The organism is Roseofilum sp. SBFL (assembly GCF_017746885.1).
GTDB lineage: Bacteria > Cyanobacteriota > Cyanobacteriia > Cyanobacteriales > Desertifilaceae > Roseofilum.
In genome coordinates this window covers 15,122-36,533 of the sequence record NZ_JAGHZH010000056.1, presented here as the reverse complement: position 1 = coordinate 36,533, position 21,412 = coordinate 15,122, and the positions used below count along the sequence as shown (strand labels likewise).

20 protein-coding genes and 1 pseudogene are annotated in these 21,412 nt (G+C 45.4%); 5 read left to right on the top strand and 16 right to left on the bottom strand.

Translation table 11 applies throughout. From position 1 onward, the window contains the following. The first annotated feature begins 112 nt into the window (after positions 1–112). Positions 113–2,740: a TIGR03960 family B12-binding radical SAM protein gene (locus J7545_RS06580; RefSeq protein ID WP_318700983.1), complete on the top strand. Its 2,628-nt coding sequence runs from the start codon at positions 113–115 to the stop codon at positions 2,738–2,740. A gap of 132 nt (positions 2,741–2,872) precedes the next feature. Here the strand turns inward: J7545_RS06580 and J7545_RS06575 are convergent, their stop codons facing one another. The 4 genes from J7545_RS06575 to J7545_RS06560 form a co-directional block, all read right to left on the bottom strand. Beyond that, positions 2,873–3,742, bottom strand: coding sequence for a (2Fe-2S) ferredoxin domain-containing protein (locus tag J7545_RS06575; RefSeq protein WP_318719322.1), 870 nt, complete (start codon positions 3,740–3,742; stop codon positions 2,873–2,875). A 13-nt stretch (positions 3,743–3,755) separates the two neighbouring features. After that, positions 3,756–4,343, bottom strand: a complete 588-nt coding sequence (locus tag J7545_RS06570) for a hypothetical protein (RefSeq protein WP_318700980.1) — start codon at positions 4,341–4,343, stop codon at positions 3,756–3,758. A 107-nt stretch (positions 4,344–4,450) separates the two neighbouring features. After that, positions 4,451–5,050, bottom strand: coding sequence for a DUF1997 domain-containing protein (locus J7545_RS06565; RefSeq protein WP_318700979.1), 600 nt, complete (start codon positions 5,048–5,050; stop codon positions 4,451–4,453). Positions 5,051–5,306: 256 nt separating this feature from the next. Continuing rightward, on the bottom strand, positions 5,307–7,553 hold the full coding sequence (locus J7545_RS06560) for a transglycosylase domain-containing protein (protein WP_318700978.1): 2,247 nt from the start codon (positions 7,551–7,553) through the stop codon (positions 5,307–5,309). Between the two features lie 171 nt (positions 7,554–7,724). Between J7545_RS06560 and J7545_RS06555 the strand changes: the two genes are divergently transcribed. Further along, a complete protein-coding gene (locus tag J7545_RS06555; RefSeq protein ID WP_271937437.1) occupies positions 7,725–8,156 on the top strand; it encodes a phosphate-starvation-inducible PsiE family protein in 432 nt (143 codons plus the stop codon). A 43-nt stretch (positions 8,157–8,199) separates the two neighbouring features. On the opposite strand, the gene J7545_RS06550 is transcribed toward J7545_RS06555, so the two are convergent. The 7 genes from J7545_RS06550 to J7545_RS06520 all read right to left on the bottom strand — a co-directional run bounded on the left by J7545_RS06550 (position 8,200) and on the right by J7545_RS06520 (position 14,467). Then, positions 8,200–9,891, bottom strand: a complete 1,692-nt coding sequence (locus J7545_RS06550; RefSeq protein WP_318700976.1) for a SulP family inorganic anion transporter — start codon at positions 9,889–9,891, stop codon at positions 8,200–8,202. An 81-nt stretch (positions 9,892–9,972) separates the two neighbouring features. Then, positions 9,973–10,449, bottom strand: a complete 477-nt coding sequence (lspA, locus tag J7545_RS06545) for a signal peptidase II (protein ID WP_318700975.1) — start codon at positions 10,447–10,449, stop codon at positions 9,973–9,975. Positions 10,450–10,474: 25 nt separating this feature from the next. Then, positions 10,475–11,074, bottom strand: coding sequence for a biotin transporter BioY (locus tag J7545_RS06540; RefSeq protein WP_278002991.1), 600 nt, complete (start codon positions 11,072–11,074; stop codon positions 10,475–10,477). Then, positions 11,071–12,171: a biotin synthase BioB gene (gene bioB / locus J7545_RS06535; RefSeq protein WP_318700974.1), complete on the bottom strand. Its 1,101-nt coding sequence runs from the start codon at positions 12,169–12,171 to the stop codon at positions 11,071–11,073. The genes J7545_RS06540 and bioB overlap by 4 nt, the downstream gene beginning before the upstream one ends. 62 nt (positions 12,172–12,233) lie before the next feature. Further along, positions 12,234–12,755: a hypothetical protein gene (locus tag J7545_RS06530; protein WP_318700973.1), complete on the bottom strand. Its 522-nt coding sequence runs from the start codon at positions 12,753–12,755 to the stop codon at positions 12,234–12,236. A gap of 282 nt (positions 12,756–13,037) precedes the next feature. Beyond that, entirely contained in the window at positions 13,038–13,904 is an 867-nt protein-coding gene (locus J7545_RS06525) for a sugar ABC transporter permease (RefSeq protein WP_318719321.1), read from the bottom strand. A gap of 2 nt (positions 13,905–13,906) precedes the next feature. After that, the gene (locus J7545_RS06520) at positions 13,907–14,467 is read right to left on the bottom strand and encodes a hypothetical protein (RefSeq protein ID WP_318719320.1); all 561 of its coding nucleotides are present in this window, start codon (positions 14,465–14,467) and stop codon (positions 13,907–13,909) included. A gap of 71 nt (positions 14,468–14,538) precedes the next feature. Here J7545_RS06520 and J7545_RS06515 point away from each other — a divergent pair, with 71 nt between their 5' ends. After that, positions 14,539–14,925 carry a metal-sensing transcriptional repressor gene (locus J7545_RS06515; protein WP_413039067.1) on the top strand — a complete coding sequence of 129 codons (387 nt, stop codon included), beginning with the start codon at positions 14,539–14,541 and terminating at the stop codon, positions 14,923–14,925. 87 nt (positions 14,926–15,012) lie between these two features. Here the strand turns inward: J7545_RS06515 and aroQ are convergent, their stop codons facing one another. The 3 genes from aroQ to J7545_RS06500 form a co-directional block, all read right to left on the bottom strand. Beyond that, positions 15,013–15,474 carry a type II 3-dehydroquinate dehydratase gene (aroQ, locus tag J7545_RS06510; RefSeq protein ID WP_318719318.1) on the bottom strand — a complete coding sequence of 154 codons (462 nt, stop codon included), beginning with the start codon at positions 15,472–15,474 and terminating at the stop codon, positions 15,013–15,015. A gap of 29 nt (positions 15,475–15,503) precedes the next feature. After that, positions 15,504–15,641 carry a hypothetical protein gene (locus tag J7545_RS06505; protein ID WP_271936943.1) on the bottom strand — a complete coding sequence of 46 codons (138 nt, stop codon included), beginning with the start codon at positions 15,639–15,641 and terminating at the stop codon, positions 15,504–15,506. A 137-nt stretch (positions 15,642–15,778) separates the two neighbouring features. After that, positions 15,779–17,032 (bottom strand): competence/damage-inducible protein A, encoded by a 1,254-nt coding sequence (locus tag J7545_RS06500; protein WP_318719317.1) that lies wholly within the window; start codon positions 17,030–17,032, stop codon positions 15,779–15,781. Between the two features lie 182 nt (positions 17,033–17,214). On the opposite strand from J7545_RS06500, the pseudogene J7545_RS23935 reads away from it, so the two are divergent. Both J7545_RS23935 and J7545_RS06495 read left to right on the top strand, forming a co-directional pair. After that, positions 17,215–17,436: pseudogene (locus J7545_RS23935) on the top strand (IS630 family transposase); the annotation flags it as partial. A gap of 156 nt (positions 17,437–17,592) precedes the next feature. After that, on the top strand, positions 17,593–17,973 hold the full coding sequence (locus J7545_RS06495) for a hypothetical protein (RefSeq protein ID WP_318700965.1): 381 nt from the start codon (positions 17,593–17,595) through the stop codon (positions 17,971–17,973). A 64-nt stretch (positions 17,974–18,037) separates the two neighbouring features. Here J7545_RS06495 and J7545_RS06490 read toward each other — a convergent pair whose 3' ends face one another. Together J7545_RS06490 and J7545_RS06485 are read right to left on the bottom strand one after the other, a co-directional pair. Further along, positions 18,038–19,234 (bottom strand): argininosuccinate synthase, encoded by a 1,197-nt coding sequence (locus J7545_RS06490; RefSeq protein WP_318700964.1) that lies wholly within the window; start codon positions 19,232–19,234, stop codon positions 18,038–18,040. A gap of 384 nt (positions 19,235–19,618) precedes the next feature. Beyond that, the gene (locus tag J7545_RS06485) at positions 19,619–21,340 is read right to left on the bottom strand and encodes an ABC transporter ATP-binding protein/permease (protein ID WP_318700963.1); all 1,722 of its coding nucleotides are present in this window, start codon (positions 21,338–21,340) and stop codon (positions 19,619–19,621) included. Between the last annotated feature and the right edge of the window lie 72 nt (positions 21,341–21,412).

Genomic DNA, 21,412 nt, shown 5'->3' with positions numbered 1-21,412 from the left:
AACCTAAAAGACAGGCGAATCGTTCCTACGATATCCTAGAGGTTTGTACGATCGCTCCCACTGACGGCGTAATCGTCATATCGAGAACACAGATTATACGAGAGGTGAACTTATGGTTATTGCTATCGATCAATTACTGACCCCTGATATCCATAAACCCGCTCGCTATATCGGTAATGAATTAGGGGCAGCCTATAAATCTTGGTCAGAGACTCAGGTGCATTGGGTATTGAGTTATCCAGAATTGTATGAATTAGGCTCATCCAATCTGGGACATCAAATTCTATACAATATTATTAATGCCCAACCCCGCCAACTGTGCGATCGCACTTATTTACCCGGCCCCGACCTCAGTGCTAAACTCCGGGAGACCCAAACCCCTCTCTTTGCCCTTGAATCTCGTCGCGCTCTGCAAGAATTCGATATCATTGGCTTTAGTCTCAGCTACGAACTCGGAGCCACCAATATCCTGGAAATGCTCGATCTTGCCCGTATTCCCCTCACCTGGGAAGAGCGCAACCAAGGTGATTTTCCCCTAGTCTTTGCCGGTGGACAAACCGCTACATCCAACCCGGAACCTTATGCCCAATTCTTTGATTTTATGGCTCTGGGAGATGGGGAGGAATTGCTGACAGAAATTGGCTTAATTGTCGAAGAAGGTTTAAATAATACCTTAAGCCGCTTAGATTTACTCCTGGATCTGGCGCAAATCCCCGGAGTCTATGTGCCCCAATTTTATCAACCCATGCCAGACGGAAGCGTGGTTCCCCTGCGTGATGATGTACCCGATCGCATTTTACGACGAACGGCTCCCCCCATGCCCGCCTATTCCGTCGCCCTTGTGCCCTATATTGAAACCATCCACGACCGTTTAACCATGGAAATTCGGCGCGGATGCACCAGAGGTTGCCGCTTTTGCCAACCGGGAATGCTCACTCGTCCAGCGCGAGATGTTGACCCAGATGAGGTAATTGAGGCGATCGAACAAGGGATTCAAACTACGGGCTATAATGAAATCTCCCTCCTTTCCCTCAGTTGTTCTGACTATCTTGCCCTTCCTGCTGTCGGACTCGAACTCAGAAACCGTCTTCAAGAAAAGAAAATTGCCCTCTCCCTTCCCAGTCAACGGGTAGACCGCTTTGATGAAAACATTGGTAACATCGTTGGAGGGACGCGCAAAAGTTCTCTCACGTTTGCTCCCGAAGCGGGAACGCAACGAATGCGCGACATTATTAATAAAGGGTTGACCAATGAGGAACTCTTGCGCGGGGTAAAGAGTGCTTACGATCAAGGATGGGATCGGGTTAAACTTTACTTTATGATTGGCTTGCCTGGAGAAACGGACGCAGATGTGTTAGGCATTGCTGAAACGGTTCATTGGCTCCAGCAAGAATGTTATACTCGCACTCGCAAACGCTTGGGGGTTACCCTTACCATCTCCAACTTTACGCCTAAACCTCATACGCCTTTTCAGTGGCATAGCGTGTCTACCGCAGCATTTGCACGCAAGCAGGACTTACTGCGTGAAGAATTTCGGCAGATGCGGGGAGTCAAGGCCCATTTTACCGATATCCGATTATCGGCCATGGAAGATTTTCTTTCAAGGGGCGATCGCCAACTCGGTCCAGTTATTCTGGAAGCCTGGAAGCGTGGCGCGGGGATGGATGCCTGGTGGGAAAGCCTTGACACAGCTTATAATGCTTGGGAAGAGGCGATCGATCGGGCTGGACTCACCTGGAAATATCGCCAAATTACCGAAGGAACCTGGCACGCTCTACCTGACCACCTTGCAGAAAACACCTCCTCATCTGAATCTCTTTTAGATCAACCCCTCCCTTGGGATCACATCGACACCGGAATTACCAAAACCTGGCTCAAAGATGACCTTAAACGCGCCCTCGAAGCCACCACCGTTCCCGACTGTTCCTTTGACAGTTGTTCCCACTGCGGAGTCTGTGGAACCAACTTCGGCCATAATATCGTCGTTACCCCACCTCCCATTCCCGCTCTAGAAGTTCGCGACAATACGAAAGTACCGCCGGTTCAACGCTTACGAGTCAAATGGGGCAAACAAGGAGAAATGGGGCAAATCAGTCATTTAGACTGGTTAAGACTGCTTGACCGGGCAGTACGTCGGGCTGGCTTACCCGTTGCCTATAGTGGAGGATATCATCCTGGCCCTCGCATCATGGTTGCTAGTGCCCTCTCGTTAGGCATCACGAGCAGTGGCGAATTAGTCGATTTTGAATTAACCCAGCCAGTAGCGCCAGAAGACTTTTTACAGCGTCTTCGCGCCCAACTGCCTGCGGAATGTCCCCTTTACGAGGCGATAGAAGTCCCCTTAAAAGGGAAAAGCAGCGCCAAGTTGTTAGAGCGGGCAGAATATCAGATTATCCTAGAGTGTTCGGTGGCAGTCACTTCCCAGGAATGGCAAGATTGGATTGAGTCTATTTTAGACCGCCAGGAAATCATCAAGGAAGGGAAAACTAAATCTGGCAAACGTAAACGGGTTAACCTTCGCGAACAGTTATTTGAATTAGAGTTAGAATCATTTTCTGCTGACGGTTTAGCCCACATTCGTTATCTGGGCAGTTGCCGCAATGACGGAACTCTATTGCGTCCCATGGATGTGGTTTATCTGTTTGAATTCATTAGTCGCGGTTCTGAAAATTCTTTAGATTCACCGGAGTTTTCCGTGCGTCATACTCACCGCAAACAATTGATTTTATCCGATGAGTAAGGGGGCAAGTTCGCTTTATTCCCTCCAGTATGGTATAGCAGCGAAAGGGAGAGTTAGGACATTTTCTATTGCCTATCGCCTCAAATCATAAGCTAAGCATCCTAACTTAACAAGTTCACTGCTATATCATCATTAGTTGGAGGGATAGAGATGTTTAGAGACTTGTTTACCTTCAATAACATGATCTTGAACAATTTGCTTGGCTACTTCTGGGGTAACGCGGGTGTACCAGGTTCTATCTCCAGAGTAAAAAACGACGGGGCCGAGTTTACAAACCTCTAAGCAGCCTGCGTTCATGACCGTGACCTCAGCACCGGTTTCTTCTACCGCTTGCTGGAGTGCCTCATAGATGGGTTTCCACTGGCGCGAGGGATAACAGCGACTGGAGCGACAGACGGAAAGGTAAGGACGTTTGAGGGGATTGTGGTTGTAGGGAATAGGTTGAGTCCCTAACACATAAATCTGGCGTAATTCTTCGTACAAACTCAGCTTTTCTAACCGAGGTTTACCCACGGGTAAAAGGTCTTCATCCTCCCCTAAAAATGGATTGGGTAAAAATAAATTCATCATTTTTTCTCCCGCTCCATTCCAAAACTGAATCCCCCAACTGCGGGGTTGTCCCTTTTCATTCAGGCGACGGTAGAGAGACGCTCGTTGAATGAGTCGTTGTTGGCGCAGTTCTGGGGGCGTTTTGCATAAGGGCCCGCCTAGGTGTTCTTCGAGACACAGGTGCAAGTGCCAGGCTTGGGTGACGACGGTAAGATAGCCATCATAGAGAATACAGATTTTGGGTGCTTCGGTAAATTCGAGTTCTAAGACACTTCCTTCGACAACATGACCAATTTGCACGTCTTGCCAACGCTCTTGAAATAGGGTGTAGAGTAAAGGGCCGGTGATATCAATCGTGCAAGGAAAGTCTTCGTATTCGATCTGGTGTCCTCCATAGAGGGGTTCAACGGTGCGATGGTTCAGGGGAGTTACCCAAGGGGAAAAGTGTATCATTTTTTTGAGCCGTTTATTGCGGATGAGTTTTGGATAAGGTAACATTTTGGGTACGCCAGAGTAAGAGGTTGTACCCAAGAGCGATCGCTCCTCCCCAAGTCATTTGTTTGACGAATAATCGCAAAACGATCGCCGAGTCCATGAAATGACCGTCACTGAGTAGAGGATAGGCCAATAAAATCAGACCTTGATACAGAACAAAACCACCAATAAGGGCAATCAAATTCCAGAGGAGATGACCAACCCAAGTATTCTGGCTAAAGGTCGGTTTTTGACTGGCAAAGAAGGCAACGCCGAGGGTTCCTATTCCCATAAGCGCCCCCCAGGTGAAGGCACTTCCAGAGAGGGGATACCCTCGGATGGCAAAGCCAATGAGTTGATTGATCGACCAAATCATCGCTGAAATGGCGATCGCCTTTCGCTTCTGTAACATTACTCCACTCATGGCAGCAAAAGCGACGAGAGGAAGATGGGCATAAATGATATTGCTGGCGGTTCCGAGGGCCAAGAGGACACAAGGGGTAAGATAATGAAGAGAGAGCGCGCACCAAGCCTGGCTAAAACTGGAGAGATGGGTCTGAGCTTCTGGATAACGTTTCATCTTTGAAGATGCCCCTAAGTGTTCATACCATTATCTTAGCCTTAAAGCGATCGACGTTTCCCGTTAATAATAGCTAATCAGCGATCCCTCTATTTTCATCAGGAGGACTAAGCCTGATTGGGGTTAACCAAGGCTTCTAAGTTTGGAGGATTGGATGGCTGAGGCTTATCCAAGGATTGACTATTCTGTACCCAGTGGCGATAATCCCACAGCAGTTGGTGCATCAAACGCTGTTTAATAGTTAAAAGGACACTTCTGAGTAATCCATTCCCCGTATTTTCAAGGATATAGGATGGGGTGAGATTCAAGGGGGGTGGCAGTTCTACTTGCACGACTAAGTTGGCTTTTCCATGAAGAGTTGTGCGATCGCCATATTGTTGGGGGCAAAGTTTACCTTTTAAGTCTAGACGAAACCGCTGATTAATATATTCAATACCTCGAATGTGACAATTGACCGATTGCAATTGTACATTTCCGCGAGCATCTGCCCAAACCTTTAGGTCTACTGTCGGTTGGAAGGTAAACATCATAAACGTCAAAGGACGCATTTTCAGCCGACAAATTTCGTCACTTAAGTGTTCAATTTGACTTTCAGCAGTCAAGGCATTAACGAGACGTTTGGGTTGCCGTAGATAATGCTGAATGGGAATCGGTTGGGGCGGAACATTGAGGTTAACCGATTGAGTGGCACTAAATTGGGTGGTCATGGATGGGTGATTAATGTGCTGATGTAAATTTATTTTACAAAATTATCACAATTCTAGTGGGGAGCCAGAACCGAGAAAACAACTCGCTACTCAATACAGAGCAATTTTAGAACTTTAAATGCTGGATTTTAGTTGCAGATATTATACCTTGTCCTGTATGAAATATTTAGGCTTTATTGTTAACTTTTATTAACTAAACTCAATAATTCTAACGATCGCCAATGACCGATCGCAATGAATAAGCCAGTCGAGTATGTCAATCCATCAAATCCCCCATATAATCCCCCCAAACCTGAGCCGCTTGAGCGCTACTACCATAGGTCGGTGTATTATCATCATTTCCTAACCAAATCCCCGTCACCCAACTGCGACTAGGAATATAGCCAACAAACCACAGATCCACCCCATTATTGGTTGTTCCCGTTTTTCCTGCTTCTCCCCATCCCAAATACGCATTACCTCCAGTGCCCTGACTCACTACTCCTTGTAACAACGCAGTCATGGTTTTCGCGACTTCCGGTGAAAGTACGGAGTAATTCCCTTTTGGATCTTGGGCATAATCATAAATCACCCGACAGGTATCCATTTGATTGGGTACAGCACAATCACTGCTGTCCAGAATGCGGCGAATGGCATGGGGGCGATGGTATACTCCAGAATTGCCAAAAACGGCAAATGCGCCGGTCATTTCTAGGGGGGTGACTTCACTTTGACCCAGGATTAAACCGGGAACCGCCTTTAAGTCAGCATTGATACCCAACATCCGAGCCATACGCACCACATCATTTAAACCTGCGTCCTGAGCGATACGCAGAGCCACCGAATTTTCCGATTGGGCCATAGAAACGGCCATATCAATCGCCCCGCCACTGCGCTCGCAGCCCCTATAGGATTGACCTTGCCAAGTTAAAGGGGCACAGGAATAGGTTTTCCAAGGGGAAATGCCCTCTTCTAGAGCAGCAGCATAGGCAAATACTTTAAAGGTCGATCCAGGTTGACGATAGGCTTGCACGGCCCGATTAAATTGACTCTCGCGATAATTTTTACCGCCGGATAGGGCTAAAATTTCTCCGGTTTGACTATCGAGGGTGACTAGCGCGCCCTGGTCAAAATTAAAATTTTCTCCCGTGGTGGCGATCGCCTGTTCCAGATTTTGCTCGGCAATTTCTTGCATCTGCGGATCTAAACCGGTTTCAATAATAAAATTGCCCTCTCGCGCCAAACCCGTTCCTAAGAATTCCTCCAATTCCATAAACACATAATCATGGAAATAGGGAGCAATGGAGCGATTAAACTGTTCTAGGGCCTTGGGGTTAACTTGAATGCGCGATCGCCTCGCTCGGTTCGCTTCCTCTACGGAAATCATCCCCAATTTTTCCATCCGATACAACACCCCATCCCGTTGACGAATCGCTGCCTGATAATCTCGAATCGGATTAAAACTATTGGGAGCCGGTAACATGCCCACTAAAGTTGCTGCTTCAGAAAGGGTGAGATCCCTGGCTGACTTACCCAAATAATACTGCGCCGCATCTTCAAAACCATAGTTTGCACCCCCAATAAAAATCCGATTTAGATACGTGAGTAGCAAGGTATCCTTACTATAAAACGTCTCTAATTTCAGAGCCACAATCGCCTCCCGCAGTTTACGATCGGCCGTATCTGATGTGCCCACATACTCCCGAAATAAACTGCGAGCCAACTGTTGGGTAATGGTGCTTCCGCCTTGTTGAATTCCTCCTCCTCTCAAATTCGCCCGAATAGCCCGAAGTGTACCAATGGGATCGACCCCAAAATGCCAATAAAAGCGGCTATCTTCTGAAGCGATCAGAGCTTTAGCCAGATGGGGGGAAAACTCAGAAAGGCGAGGGAGTTCTAAGTGAGCTTGATTGGTGGGAGGCACGAGTGGGGTTTCATTATCCCGCGCATACACAATCACCGGTCCTTGAATATTGCGGGGCAAAGGAGAAATATTAACTTTTTGCCATTCCATTAAAATGGCGAGCGTCACCAAGGCGGTTAAACCGCCCAACCCATAGGCACTATAGCGCAGCACCTGAATCGGCCAAGGGGGGGGATTGGTATAGCGCAGGGTAACCGAAGCTTGTAATTCTGGGGGCCCCAGCGTCAGGAGAGCGCCATGATAAAGGCGCATTTCCGGTACTTTTCGCCGCCCCCGATAGATACCATTCGTTGCCCCCTCGTCTTTAATCGTAAACCCTTGTTTTGAGTCCCGAATCAAGGAACAATGGATCTGGCTCACGACCGGGTTCCGAATCACAATATCGCAGGATTTTGAAGAGCGTCCAATCAGAATGCGATCGCCCAATAGGGGATATTCCTTGGGTGCTTCTCCTTCCGTCTCCTCCACCATCAGTTTAGCCACCCGGGCCTTTGGTTTCAGGGCCAGTTGTGCAAGTTGAACTTTTGCTTGGATCGTTTGCGCGACTTGGGTAAGTGTACCCAGAAGGTTATTCGGAGGGCCAGGAGGTTGAGAACTCATAGGTTGCCTTAGTTAAATCAGTTCGGAGGAGATACGACTCTCTCTAATTTAACTGATGTTTCTCTCTAGCTAAAAGTTCTCGATTCTTTATACCTAGGGTCATCATCTCCTGCAATAACTCTGAGTCTACCCGTTAACAACTTTAAAACTGACTATCTTTAAGAGGAGAGTATGAATCGATTGATTAAAATTATGAAGAAGTTTTTAGAGACATTTGAACGTCTCATTGCCTTCTTTTTGTTGTTAATGCTGGTTTTTGTCGTTTTTTTAGGCACGATTGAATTAGGCTTCATCTTATTTGAGCAAATGCAAAACAAGCCTCATTTCTTATTGCTCAATATCCAAGAAATTCTAAAAATATTTGATTATTTTTTATTGATTATCATTGGCTTAGAACTGATTGAAGCTACTAAGGTCTATCTCGAAGAAGAAGTCATCCATGTGGAAATCATTTTCCTGGTGGCCATGGTGGCGATCGCCCGCAAAGTCATCATCCTCGATATCAGTAAGTTCCATCCCCTCGTTCTATTCGGTATTTCTTCCATCATCCTCGCTCTAACCATTGGGTTCTACTTTTTAATCAAGACCCTCAAGCCCAAATAAGGGGCTGGGGGCCCCTTGCCTTCCCCAGGATCGATAGGGAGCATTAAAGAGAAATGGTATTCGAGGCTTGTTTTTGCCGAACTATGTGTAAACCTTCCTTCAGGGCGGTTAGGCGATCGCCCATCCAGCGATCGCCGGAAATTAAGCCAGCAATACCGAGCTTTTCTAAACGACGTTTCACCTTTCCGGTTGCCCCAACCACAATTACATCTCGTCCATCATCGATCGCCTCTTGGATCGCATTTTCGATCGCCAAAGAAGAAGTAACACCAAGAATCGGCACTTCACTCAAATCGACAATCAACACATCATAACTCCCAATCGCACCATGTTCTCTGGAAATCGCTTTCGCTACCCCAAAAATCATCGGCCCGCTCAAATGGAACAGCAAAACCCGACCATTAGCCGCATCTAAAATTCCCTTTTCTTCCTGACTCATTACGATTTGATCGTCGGCATCAGTAATCGCTTTGACAGACTGAGATTGCAGTTCATCCAGACGTTCAATGGTTAAAATATTGGCGATGAAAACGCCCACCGCTACCGCCACCATTAAATCCACGAACACCGTCAGAAGAACCACACTATAAACAATTCCAGCAGCCTTCCAAGAAATTGTATGAACCCGTTTCAGGAATCCCCAATCAATAATATCAATCCCCACTTTTAAGACGATTCCAGCTAAAACAGCCAGGGGAATTCCTGAAGTTAACGGGGCGGCCCATAACACCACAATTAATAAGGCTAAAGCGCGACTAATTCCCGCTAAAGCAGTGCGTCCTCCAGCTTGAATACTGACTACAGTGGCGGTCGTTGCCCCAGAACCCGCAATGCCCCCACACAAACCGGTAATTAAATTGGCAACCCCTTGACCGATTAATTCCTTATTCGATTTATGTTCAGTCCGAGTCAAACTATCCGAGACTAAACAGGTTAAGAGGCAATCAATGGAACCGACCATGCCTAAAACCATCGCATTCACAAACATTAACCGCAAAGTGCCTGGGGTAAATGTCGGCATGTGCAGTTCTGGTAAACCGGGAGTGATTTCTCCAATAGTGGCGATCGTGCGGATATCAATATCTCTAAAAAACATCAAAGAGATACCCGTTCCAATCACCAAAGCCACCAGTTGAGGCGGCATAAGTTTTTTCAGTTGTGTGGGATAAAAGAACAAAATCCCTAAAGTAATCCACCCTAAAAAGGTTTCCCAGGGACTGATATTAGAAATTAAATCAGGGAATGCTTTAATTACCCCAAGTACCCCACCAGGGGGGGTTTGTTGCCCGATAAACGGAGCAATTTGCAGAAAAATCAGAATCACACCAATTCCGGTCATAAAACCCGAAATGACGTTATAGGGAAGCATTGTAATATACTTTCCCAGTCGCAGGACACCGAAGAGAATTTGAAAAACTCCTGCCATCATCACCACGGTAAAAGCCATGGCCAGACCAGTTTCTGGGCTATCTGGATTTTTGGCCATTAATTCGGCAATTACTGCTGTCACAATAACCGTCATCGGGCCGGTAGGCTCGGAGATCAGGCTGGGAGTACCGCCAAACAAAGCGGCGAAAAATCCGATTAAGATCGCCCCCCATAACCCCGCAGAAGCGCCAGCACCCGAGGCAATTCCAAAAGCGAGGGCCATCGGTAAGGCAACGACGGCGGCAGTTAGCCCCCCGAAAATATCCCCTTTGAGGTTTCGGAAGTGGATGGTATTGGTAATTTGCATCAAACGTTTTCCTTTATCAAAAGCTGCATGAGTTGCTATAGAACTTACACAATCACCATACCGGAAGATTGGCTCTGGGTATTAAGCCTTTTTCTTGGTTCTCATTTCCGGATAAATTGTAGCGATTAACAAACAAATAATACCGATATTAATGGCGACATCTGCTAAATTAAAAACTGGAAAGCGAATCAATCTAAAATCGAGAAAATCCACCACATACCCAGCTACAAACCGGTCAATACCATTGCCTAAAGCTCCCCCTAAAATAAAGCCATAACCCGCCTGTTCCCAGCGAGTCATTTTTGGCCCATACAATGCCAAACCCATGAGAGCCAAACTCACCCCCAAGGATAGCCAACGCAACCATTCCCCATTTTCACTAAATAAGCTAAAGGCAGCGCCATAATTGCGCACGTAGGTAAAATGGAAAACACCGGGTATGAGCGGCCAACTCTCATGTAATTCAAAATTCTGGATCGTCCAAAACTTAGCTAGGTGATCCAATATTAAACTAATTAACGCCAATATCCAAAATAAGGGATTTTTCTTGAATTTCATCGAGCAAGTTAGCTGTATTATTCATTTAATAAAACATCAAATGGCGCAAGAGGTAAGCAATGACTGTTGCCGCACAAGCAACAACCAGTTGTCCGGGAAGGGGAAACAGAGAATATTGTATAATTGTATTTAAGAGCTGTTGGCTGCTTTCTGGAGTCCAGGAAAATAGCTCAGTCAAACTTAAATATAAGATACCCGTCAGATGAATACTGACTAATCCTCCTAGGCAACTCAGGGCTAAAAATTCCAGGCGTGGAGGGAAGCGAAACGCCAAAACACCACAAATCCAGGCTCCAGGAATGAATCCGAGCAAATAGCCAAAGGAGGGTTCTTTAAGATATCCTAATCCTCCTCCTTGGGAAAATACGGGAAACCAGGTTAAGCCCATGATTAAATAGCCAATTTGAGATAAAACTCCGGCTTTTTTACCTCCCATGCACCCCACTAATAAAACGCCTCCAATCTGATAGGTTACACCGAGGGAATGGAGGGATAAAAGATGGTCTTGAAAAGACCACATGGGGGAGGCAATAAAGGCTTCTAAAAAGGTTCCCCCAATGGTAAGAAGCAGGCCAATAAATGCCCACAACAGTTCATTTAAATGAATCACATTGCTGGATTTCAATGCCCTCCAGGAATGGGGGCTTCTCCCCCTTCAAGTCCTAAAGAAGCGAGCATTTGATGGTCGGCTTCTGGAGGTTGTCCTAGGGTGGTGAGATAGTGACCAATGAGCATGGCGTTAATGCCAGCTTGCAGTCCTAGGGCTTGCAGTTCTCCCATGACAGTTTCCCGTCCACCGGCATAGCGGATGATTTGTTCGGGTAGGATGAGGCGGAAAATAGCGATCGCCTTCAGAGCTTCGTAGGGATCGAGTTGGGAACGTTCCCCTAAGGGCGTTCCTTCCCGGGGATTAAGTAGATTTAAGGGCACAGATTCTACGTCTAATTCCCGGAGGGAGAGGGCTAAATTGACCCGATCTTCCCAGCTTTCCCCCATGCCTAAAATACCGCCAGCACAGGCTTGAATGCCAACGGCTTTGAGGTTTTTGATCGTTTCCACGCGATCGCGCCATTGGTGGGTACTGACGATGGAGGGGAAAAAGTCCTCAGAGGCTTCTAGGTTATGGTTATAGCGAGTGACTCCGGCCTCTTTTAAGGCTTGAGCTTGTTCTGGGGTGACTTCGCCGAGGGCACAACAGGGCTTAATCTCAGTTTGGTCAATAATTTGACGAACGGTTTCTAAAACCTGTTCAAATTCTTGGGATTGGGAAGAGCTATATTTTGGCCCCCGTCCCTGACTGACTAGACAGAACCGTTTAGCGCCTGCGGCTGCGGCTGCTTTGGCTTGGGCTAAAATTTCTTCTGTGGATTTGAGTCCGTAAATGGGGGAATCTTTGCCTGGATGGTGAGCAGACTGGGCACAAAAGCCACAATTTTCCGAGCAACTGCCCGATTTAACGTTGCCGATACTGCACAAATCTACGACATTACCACAGCATTCTTGACGCACGCGATCGGCTGCGGCACAAAGTAAGAGGATGTTGTCCTGACCTTGAATTTGCGTCAGTTCCAGAGCTTCTGCTTGGGTGAGCCGTTTTCCGTTAATAATCCGATCGCTGAGGCGATCGAGCCATACTGCTAATGAGGATTCATTAGGGAGAGTAGCGGGGTTATGGGATTGTCCTAACCCCTGAGATGAATTTGATAATGGTGCTTGAACCACGTCCAGCCCCTGTACTTAAGTAATAGTAATGCAATTGAATTGTATCACTACACTTGGCCCCACTAAAATCTCAACCCAATTCCCCCTTGCAGAGAAACTGCCGTTTCTCCTGTGTTTCGATAGGCATCAAAGGCAATGACTGCATTACCAAAAATCACCGCATTACTCGATGGAATCATGTAATCAATTCCTGGTTGTAGGGCAAAGCCGTTTTGATTCCCTAAGGGTGAAACATTATTCCCATTGGCAAAGGAATAGCCTGCACCAATATAGGCATCAGTTTGCCAGTTGAGAGGGAAATCATAGGATACGGTGGGAACGACTGCTGCCGATCCACCCAAAATAAACCCTTGTACTCGCATGGATAGGGGAATTTCTAGGAATTTGTAGCGCACGGCAATAACTCCTGCAATTTGCCGGTTAGCATTCCCCCCTTCAACCAAACCAACAGCAGGCCCAACACCGATATAACTGCCATAGGCGGCTTGCGCTTGGGCGGGTTGGGAATTAAAACTGAGCGTTCCGAGGGCAGTTCCGAGGGCGATCGCTCCTACGCCTAGGATCTTTTGTAAATAATGCTTCATAATCTACACTCCTCAATTCAACGGTAGGTGAACCCATTGATGCTTTCTGAGTTTAACGTAATTTTTGTTCAATTGAGATACTCCCATGGCTCTTTTCAATCCACCACCTATCCCTCTTTTGTCACTCTGCCGAAAGAGGGCTAGAATAAGTAGGGAAAGTAAAGAGCTGAACAGTAGAGTAGACCATGGATGGAGAGTTAGCACTTCGGAAACATGTAGCTCGCTCTGCCAAAGCAACGATTCTGTTGGTAGATGAATAGGGATATCATAACAAAACTGAGTTCATGATGAGATTTTTTTTAACCTTAAATTCACAATAGACAATCCCATAATCACTAAAAACAAGACTAGCCCAATTGTACAAGCATAACTCATTTCCAACCTCTGAAAAGCTTGTTCATAAACATAATAAACCAAAGTTTTAGAGCTATTTCTCGGCCCTCCCTGGGTCATGATATACACTTCTTCAAAAACTTTAGTGGCAGAAATAGCGGAGATAACGGCGACTAAAAACAAATAGGGTTTCATCAACGGTAGGGTAATATCCCAATGCTTGATGATGCCATCTGAACCATCAATGGCAGCAGCTTCGTAGAGTTCCTGGGGGATACTTTGTAGCCCTGCTAAATAGATAACCATATAATAGCCCAGTCCTTTCCAAATGGTGACAACCATAACGCTATAAATCGCCCATTGGGGACTGGTTAACCAGGGAATCGTGGGTAGATTAAAAAAACTTAAGGCTTGGTTAAATAATCCATTTTCTGCATAGAGCCATCGCCAGGCAATTCCGGCGACGACCATAGAAATAATTACGGGGGTATAGAAGGCGGCTCTAAATCCACTGATACCCTTGATTTTTTGATTGACTAAAATGGCCAATCCTAGGGGAAGGATAACCAATAAAGGGACAACACAGAGCAGATAAAGGAGAGTATTTCTGAGAGTTTGCCAAAAGATGCGATCGCTCCCTAATCGCTGAAAGTTTTTTAAACCCATCCATTGAGTTTGTTGGCTAATCAAATCATAGTTAAATAGGCTTAAGTAAATGGCTTGCAAAGCGGGCCAGAATACAGTTAAGCTTAAAATCAGTAGGGCAGGCAGCAAAAACAAATAGGGAGTTAATCTCTTCGGGCGTGTTGCATCCATGGTTATACCTCTGGCCAGAGTCGCTCGAGTTGCTTTTTCCAAGCAGCTAAAACTTGCTCCCGTTCTTGGGCATTTTGCGATAATTCTCCCATCATACCTTCTTCATAAAATCGATGCAGTGTTTGCAGGGTACTTTCTAGAGTTTGTCCTTGGGCTTTGGAGGCTTCTACAATCATCCGTAATTGTCGTTCTAATTGGGATTGGAAATAAGGAGTTAAACCGTCTTCTTGCAAGCGGGTTAACCGGCCAATTGCCTCAGCAAAGGGTTCTGGTTTTAATCCCTCTAGCTGATGGCGATAAACCACCCATATCACCCCTTGATGGATAGCATAACGAGTTTCTTGGGTGACTTCAAAATTGGACTCTAATAGGTCTTCAAAAAAGGGTTTAGCTTCTTCAACTGGAGCCATTGGTGCTAACCCCATGACCCAAGATTCATCGTCGGAGAGCAGTACTAATAATCGCAAATTTTCCCGATTTATTTTCCACGAACCTGGACTTACCTCAGTAATCTGGTCACCAAATAACTCGTCTAATACTTTATTAATATCTTCAGGAGTCATAAACCCAAATGTGTTCTACAATTAATATCATGCTCCAAGTTATCACGGCTGGCAATATTGACCTTTATCCCATGACCCACTTCCCATCTCCTAATCCTTCTGAGTCTTTACCCCATCATCACCACCCCCATGAACCCCATACCCTACATCCCCATGTTCATAGTGAAGAATCCTTGAGGCAAATTGTCAATCAACTCTCGCGAATTGAGGGTCACGTCCGAGGGATTAAAGGGATGGTACAACAAAGTACCCCCTGTCCTGATGTGTTGATCCAACTGGCTGCAGTACGGGGAGCAATTGATCGAGTTTCTCGGATTATTTTAGATGAACATTTAACTGAATGTATTGGCCGAGCTGCTCGTGAGGGAAATATTGAAGACGAACTGGATCAGCTTAAGGCTGCTCTCGACCGATTTTTGCCCTTGGCTAAGAAGAAGCAAAAGCCTAAGAAAGCTTGATGAACAAAGAGCTAAAAGCTATGGGTTAATAGCTTTTAGCTGAAGTTGATATCTTTATCAAGCTGAAGGCAAGGTGATGCCTAAACCTCACGATAAGGATGGGGTTTGAGACCCAAAGTTTTGATGAGAGACTAGGGCTTTTAACCCTAAACGGTAGCTTTCTGGACCGAAACCGCTAATTTGCCCAACAACCACTGGTGCTAAATAGGAGTGGTGGCGGAAGGGTTCGCGACGGTAAATGTTGCTGAGGTGAACCTCGACGGTAGGAATGGAAACGGCAGCGATCGCATCTCGCAGAGCTACACTGGTATGGGTATAAGCTCCCGCATTGATTACAATGCCTTGATAGCAATCTACTGCCTGATGGATGGCATCGACTAACTCTCCCTCATGATTGGATTGAAGGGTGGTTACCTCCACTTGAAGGGTTTTTCCATCCTCTTTCAATTGTTGATTAATCTCGGCTAGAGTGGTCGCACCATAAATTCCTGGTTCTCGCAGCCCCAATAGATTGAGGTTAGGGCCGTGCAATACCAAAACGTTGAACAAGTTTTAATATCCTCAGTTGATAGAACAGTTTATCGCCTAGATTCGCGGTCATTAACGGGAATTGGAATCGGCTCTGGTTCAGGTTGGATATCTGGCCCTAAGAGGGCTTCAATCAGTTTACGAGCCAATTCTTTGATTTTTTCCCAGATTTCGTCGATATAGTCCATTCAGTATGAAGCTCCTTTTGCTGAACTCTAACCCAGTACATTCAAACTGGGTTAGTCAATCAAAGGCTTAATCCTTTCTTTGATCATAACGAATGATCACAGATCGGCAACCTTTGTTGTCATGAGTTTTCAAAAGTTTAAGATTTATGCAAGTGTTTCCGCAGCCGATCTAAGGCCCAAGATTGGCTGAAATCCCGTAAGGTAGAGCGATCTAGTATACTGGCTAACTGCTGGCGATAATGGGTCACTTCTCCATTGGGTGAGGCTAATCCGATGTAAACTAAGCCGACGGGTTTTTCTGCGGTGCCTCCACCGGGGCCAGCAATGCCTGTGATACTAAGGGCCCAATCGGTGTTTAATTTCTGTTGAATGCCTGTGGCCATTTGTTCAGCGATGCGATCGCTCACTGCACCATATGCTCCTAAATCGTCCGGATTGACCCCTAATAAGCCGATCTTGACCTGATTATCATAGGCGATGACTCCCCCCCTAAAGTAGGCAGAACTGCCCGGTACAGCCGTAATTGCCGCCCCTAAGCCGCCCCCAGTACAAGATTCGGCGACGGCTAAGGTTTGTCCAGACTCTAACAATAACTTGCCGACTACATCTGCTAAGGTTTGGTCATCTACACCAAAGCAATACTCTCCTACTATGGCTCGAATATGGCTTTCTACGGGATTAATCAGCTCTTGTGCTTCTGGTTCAGATGCGGCACAAGTGGAAATCCGCAACTTCACCAACCCTTTGCCCGCATAGGGCGCTACTGTCGGGTTTTTATATTCAAAGACTTCGGGGATTTTTTCCACTAAAGCCGATTCCCCAATGCCCCAAAACTTGAGGGTACGGCTATAAATCATAGTGTCGCCCCATCCCTGCTGTTTGAGATAGGGAACGGCTGTTTCTTTCCACATGCGATGCATTTCACTGGGCACTCCAGGAAACGTCATGAGGGTTAAATGAGGATGCGGATGCCAGATAATTCCCGGAGCTGTTCCACTGGGATTAGGCAAAATCATGGCTCCTTCTGGGGTGAGCGCCTGTTTGCGGTTGCTGGGGTTCATGGTGCGTCCCCGTTGGGCATATTTGGCTTCAATGTCAGCGATGACTTCCGGGCGCTCAATTAAGTGAGTTTCAAAGAAGGAGGCAATCGTTTCACAGGTGAGGTCATCGGGCGTGGGTCCGAGTCCTCCGGTAAAGAGTATAATTTCTGACTGTCGATCGAGGGCGGTGGCGATCGCATTTTTCAGCCGCTCTACATTATCGCCCACGACCGTTTGATAGTAATGGGGAATCCCCAACTTTGCCAATTCTTGAGCTAAAAACTGAGCATTACGATTGAGAATATCTCCCAGGAGTAACTCTGTGCCCACACAAATAATTTCGGCTGTCATACACGCACTATAGGTTAGATACGGATTAATTTTATAGCGCTTCGCACGGTAATGGGTAATGGGTGCGTTAGAGTGTAGGTTAGGTCAATACTTAGTCCAACCCAATAAAAATAAATGGATCGAAAAAAAAGAAATGAATGAGAGAAAAAATCAAAAGGAACACCACTTGAACGTTTAATCTACTTTTTATATTTTGGGAGGGAGCATCTTATCACCCAGTCCAAATAATGAAAGACTTTTTAGGTACACAAAATGATCGATTAGAGCCAGAAGAATTGAAAATCACCTGTAAACAATTTGCTCCCTACGCACTGGAAGAAAATTCGGTTGTAGCAATTTAGTTTCAATTAAAAAGTTTGTTAATAATATTTTACTGTTTTGGTAAAAACTTTAAGATGATCAATCTCAGAATTTTTGTAAAGAATTGTAAATAAAAATTAATCAATCTTGTCCTAGATGCCAACAAAACTTAAAATTCTTCATGAAGCTTACGCTCTATAGATAGCCCCAATCCCTATCTACTCGATCAACCCTTAGAACTCTTAGGAGTATTTTTAACTATGGCATTTCTAAAAAATTTACTTGGTGGCAAAAAAGATAACTTTCAAGTTCAGTTTGATGAGACTCCAAAAACGGAGGCTCCACCGGTAGCTACTCCTGCCCCGGCGACTGAAGCACCTGCCCCGGCTGCTGAAGTTCCTGCACCAGCGCCGAAGAAAACCAAAACTTCCATCAAGGCAAAACAGAAAGCAGTGAAACAGGAAGCCCCCCCTGCACCGACTCCTGCACCAAAACCAGTTGCTCGAGTAAAACCAGCTCAACCTGTTGTCGAAGGAGGGTTTGCAACCAAGTACATGAATACAGGAACAAGCATAAGTCGCCGTCGTCCTGGAGCCAACATGAAAAACTTTTTAGATATGGCTCGGACAGCGAAAAAATAGGAATAGGAAATAGGGAATAGGGAACAGACTATCTTTAGTGTCCCCCTATCCCCCATTTCTCACTCTAGGTTTGCTGAGACCACAACCGGGTGGGGAGTCCCCAAATATAGATGAAGCCTTCAGCCGCTTTATGGTCAAATACGTCTTCTTCACCGTACGTAGCCCAGTCTAGACTATAGAGGCTCTTGTCAGATTGGCGGCCGACGACCGTGGCTGAACCTTTGAACAGTTTGACTCGTACTGTACCAGTGACTCGCTCTTGAGTATTGGCGATAAAGCCATCTAACGCTCCCTTCAGAGGAGAGAACCAGAGTCCGTTATACACTAATTGACTGTAGGTTTGCTCAATTCCCCGCTTATATTGGGTCACATCAGCAGTGAGGGTTAAGCTTTCTAAATCCCGGTGTGCTTGGATGAGGACTAAGAGAGCTGGAGTTTCATAAATTTCCCTGGATTTAATCCCCACGAGACGGTTTTCAATCATATCAATGCGACCGATACCGTGGTTTCCGGTTATTTGATTGAGTTGGGTAACTAAAGCCACCGGATCGATCGCCTGACTATTGAGGGAAACGGGTAGACCTTTTTCAAACCCAATCTCAATATATTCCGGTTCATTGGGCGTATCGGCGATCGCCTTGGTCATCTGATAAACTTCTTCTGGAGGCTCTGCATAGGGGTCTTCCAGAACGCCAGCTTCGATCGCCATTCCTAATAAGTTACGGTCAATACTATAGGGAGATTTCTTTGTCACGGGCGCAGGAATGCCGTATTTTTCCCCGTATTCAATGGTTTGTTCGCGGGAAAAGCCCCATTCCCGTGCAGGAGCCAGGATTTTCAGACTGGGGTTGAGTGCGCCAATCGCAACGTCAAAGCGCACTTGGTCATTCCCTTTACCAGTACATCCGTGGGCGATCGCATCTGCCCCATATTCCTGAGCTGCTTCCACCAACAGTTTGGCAATCAACGGCCGGGCTAAAGCCGTCGATAAAGGATAGCGATTTTCATACAACGCATTGGCTTGAATAGCGGGAAACCCATACTCTTTCACAAAGGTTTCCGTCACATCAGCCACCAAGGATACACTGGCTCCAGAATCAAGCGCTTTCTTGCGGATGGGTTCCAACTCATCCCCCTGACCCAGATCCGCCGCCAACGTAATCACTTCTTCCACTCCCCATTCATTCATCAGGTAGGGAATACAAACGGAGGTATCTACACCCCCAGAATAGGCTAAGACAACTTTTTTGGCACGACCCATAGGTTTATTTACCCTAAAAACATTAATCGGCTCTTTCAATTAAAAATTAAAAATTAACAATTAACAATTAAAAATTGATTACGAGTTATGGAGTGGGCAAGCCTATCAGGGTCATGTAGCTTAACGACTCTCCGGGCTATTATAGCGCTGGGTTATAGTGTTTACGACTATTGGAAAGCGGCATGGATAGCTTGTTCGATATAGCGCTTTGCGCTAGGGAATAGGGAATAGGGAATAGGGAATAGGCTTTTGGTACATAGCTTTGAGGATTCAACACTGTCCCTCATAACAGCGCAAAGTGCTGTATCTTTCGTTATAGCCAGGGGCGATCCCATCCTCCGACTTTACTCCCTATGCCTCAATCACTGTGCAAAGCATTCTACCCTAATTTTTGAACTGGTAATCCTGTACTGAACGGAGTCGCCAAGTCTCATTGTTGATTACTTCCAAAACTTGGTGATGATATTGTAACAAAGTGGGACGGTGTCCCACACTGATATAAGTGGTCGATAGAGCTTGTAAATGTTTGTAGAGAATTTGCTCATTGTGGATATCTAGAGCGCTGGTGGCTTCATCCAACATAGCATACCGGGGTTGAGTCAGTAGCAAACGCGCAAAAGCTAGGCGCTGTTGTTCTCCCATAGATAAAATGGAATGCCAGTCTTCAATCCGATCTAGATTATCCAATTTTTCAGCCAGGTTGGGTAGATTAACTTGGTTGAGGACTTGATAAATTTGGCGATCGGGAATATTCAGATCGGTGCGCGGATATAAGAGTTGCTCGCGAAGAGAACCTAAAATCAGATAAGGACGTTGGGGTAAAAATAGAATTTCTTCTAAGGGTGGGCGGTAAATTATACCGGTTCCAGAATCCCACAAACCCGCAATTGCTCGTAAAATAGAACTCTTGCCACAACCGCTTACACCGACAATTAAGAGTCCTTGGCTGCTAGGGACTTGCAAAGATAAGTCTTTCACTAAAGTTCTTTGATAATTAGGAGTTTGCAAAGTAATCTGTTTGAAGCTCAGTTGCGATTCCTCAATCATCGTAATTCTCGGAGTTTGGTCGAGGACTTGTTCCCTTTTCTCTTCTAGCGCTTTGGCAAAACTTTCTAAACGTTCAATTCCTGCCATGAAATCAGTCAGATACTCAAACCTTCTGATGATAACATTCAAGGAATTAAATACTCTTCTAAAAGCTCCTAATGCTTTTTGTAAGTCACCGACTTCTATACCGGGTTCTCCTCTTAAAATTCTCGGGCCAATAAACAAGGCAGGTAAAACCCAGGTAAGATAATCATATAAATTTTGAAAGATGTCTAAATTCCTTTCCCAATTGATAACTTGATTGTAAACATCTAGAGCCTTATTAAAAATTCCTTTTAACTGTTCGTATTCTCGTTCAAACCCATTATAAAATGCAATTGATTCACAATTTTCCTTAACTCTGACCAGACTAAATCGAAAATCAGCCTCTCTTTTTAGGAATTCTTTTTTGATGGGGATTAAAATACTGCCAAATCCAAAAACGGTAATTAATAAGCCACCAACAGAATAGATGCTAATGATAATAACCAACAACTTGGAAACATTCCAAAGCAAGAGAATAAATCCAAACAAATTAAGAAACGATCGGGTGAACTGTCTAAAGACAGTGACAGACCGATGACAAAAATCCTTGATATCTTCAGCAATGCGTTGATCCGGATTATCAATTTCTGCGTTGAAAACATTGAGTCGATAAAAGTTCATGTCTGCAAAATACTTTTGCAGATAGATATGCGTTAGCGATTTTCTAGAATGCCAACGAATTTTATCTTCTAAATATCTCCAAATAGCCATGACTACTGCCAATGAAACAGAGAAAATCATATAATAAAATACAGATTCCCAAAATCTTGGAACATCCAAATCAACTAAGGATGTCATTAAATTTCCTTGCTGTTTCAGTTGATTTACTGCGATAAAGGAATCTAGACTGAGAAAAATCAGCATGAATATAACTAAGCTATATCCTTCCCATCTATCTGGAGATTCCCACCAATATAATTTACCTACTATCCAAAAGCTTTCAAACGCAGTAAATCTAGCCCTGATCCATTCCATATGAGTCCTACACTATAGCTCTAGATCTTTGGATTATAGCCTTTTTGTGGACGGTTCTAGTAAAGGGTAAAA

Excerpts from the sequence above, each read along its gene's own strand:
- J7545_RS06580 (WP_318700983.1), top strand. The coding sequence starts at position 113 with ATGGTTATTGCTATCGATCAATTACTGACCCCTGATATCCATAAACCC.
- J7545_RS06575 (WP_318719322.1), bottom strand. The coding sequence starts at position 3,742 with ATGATACACTTTTCCCCTTGGGTAACTCCCCTGAACCATCGCACCGTT.
- J7545_RS06570 (WP_318700980.1), bottom strand. The coding sequence starts at position 4,343 with ATGAAACGTTATCCAGAAGCTCAGACCCATCTCTCCAGTTTTAGCCAG.
- J7545_RS06565 (WP_318700979.1), bottom strand. The coding sequence starts at position 5,050 with ATGACCACCCAATTTAGTGCCACTCAATCGGTTAACCTCAATGTTCCG.
- J7545_RS06560 (WP_318700978.1), bottom strand. The coding sequence starts at position 7,553 with ATGAGTTCTCAACCTCCTGGCCCTCCGAATAACCTTCTGGGTACACTT.
- J7545_RS06555 (WP_271937437.1), top strand. The coding sequence starts at position 7,725 with ATGAATCGATTGATTAAAATTATGAAGAAGTTTTTAGAGACATTTGAA.
- J7545_RS06550 (WP_318700976.1), bottom strand. The coding sequence starts at position 9,891 with ATGCAAATTACCAATACCATCCACTTCCGAAACCTCAAAGGGGATATT.
- lspA (WP_318700975.1), bottom strand. The coding sequence starts at position 10,449 with ATGAAATTCAAGAAAAATCCCTTATTTTGGATATTGGCGTTAATTAGT.
- J7545_RS06530 (WP_318700973.1), bottom strand. The coding sequence starts at position 12,755 with ATGAAGCATTATTTACAAAAGATCCTAGGCGTAGGAGCGATCGCCCTC.
- J7545_RS06525 (WP_318719321.1), bottom strand. The coding sequence starts at position 13,904 with ATGGATGCAACACGCCCGAAGAGATTAACTCCCTATTTGTTTTTGCTG.
- J7545_RS06520 (WP_318719320.1), bottom strand. The coding sequence starts at position 14,467 with ATGACTCCTGAAGATATTAATAAAGTATTAGACGAGTTATTTGGTGAC.
- J7545_RS06515 (WP_413039067.1), top strand. The coding sequence starts at position 14,539 with ATGACCCACTTCCCATCTCCTAATCCTTCTGAGTCTTTACCCCATCAT.
- J7545_RS06505 (WP_271936943.1), bottom strand. The coding sequence starts at position 15,641 with ATGGACTATATCGACGAAATCTGGGAAAAAATCAAAGAATTGGCTCGT.
- J7545_RS06500 (WP_318719317.1), bottom strand. The coding sequence starts at position 17,032 with ATGACAGCCGAAATTATTTGTGTGGGCACAGAGTTACTCCTGGGAGAT.
- J7545_RS06495 (WP_318700965.1), top strand. The coding sequence starts at position 17,593 with ATGGCATTTCTAAAAAATTTACTTGGTGGCAAAAAAGATAACTTTCAA.
- J7545_RS06490 (WP_318700964.1), bottom strand. The coding sequence starts at position 19,234 with ATGGGTCGTGCCAAAAAAGTTGTCTTAGCCTATTCTGGGGGTGTAGAT.
- J7545_RS06485 (WP_318700963.1), bottom strand. The coding sequence starts at position 21,340 with ATGGAATGGATCAGGGCTAGATTTACTGCGTTTGAAAGCTTTTGGATA.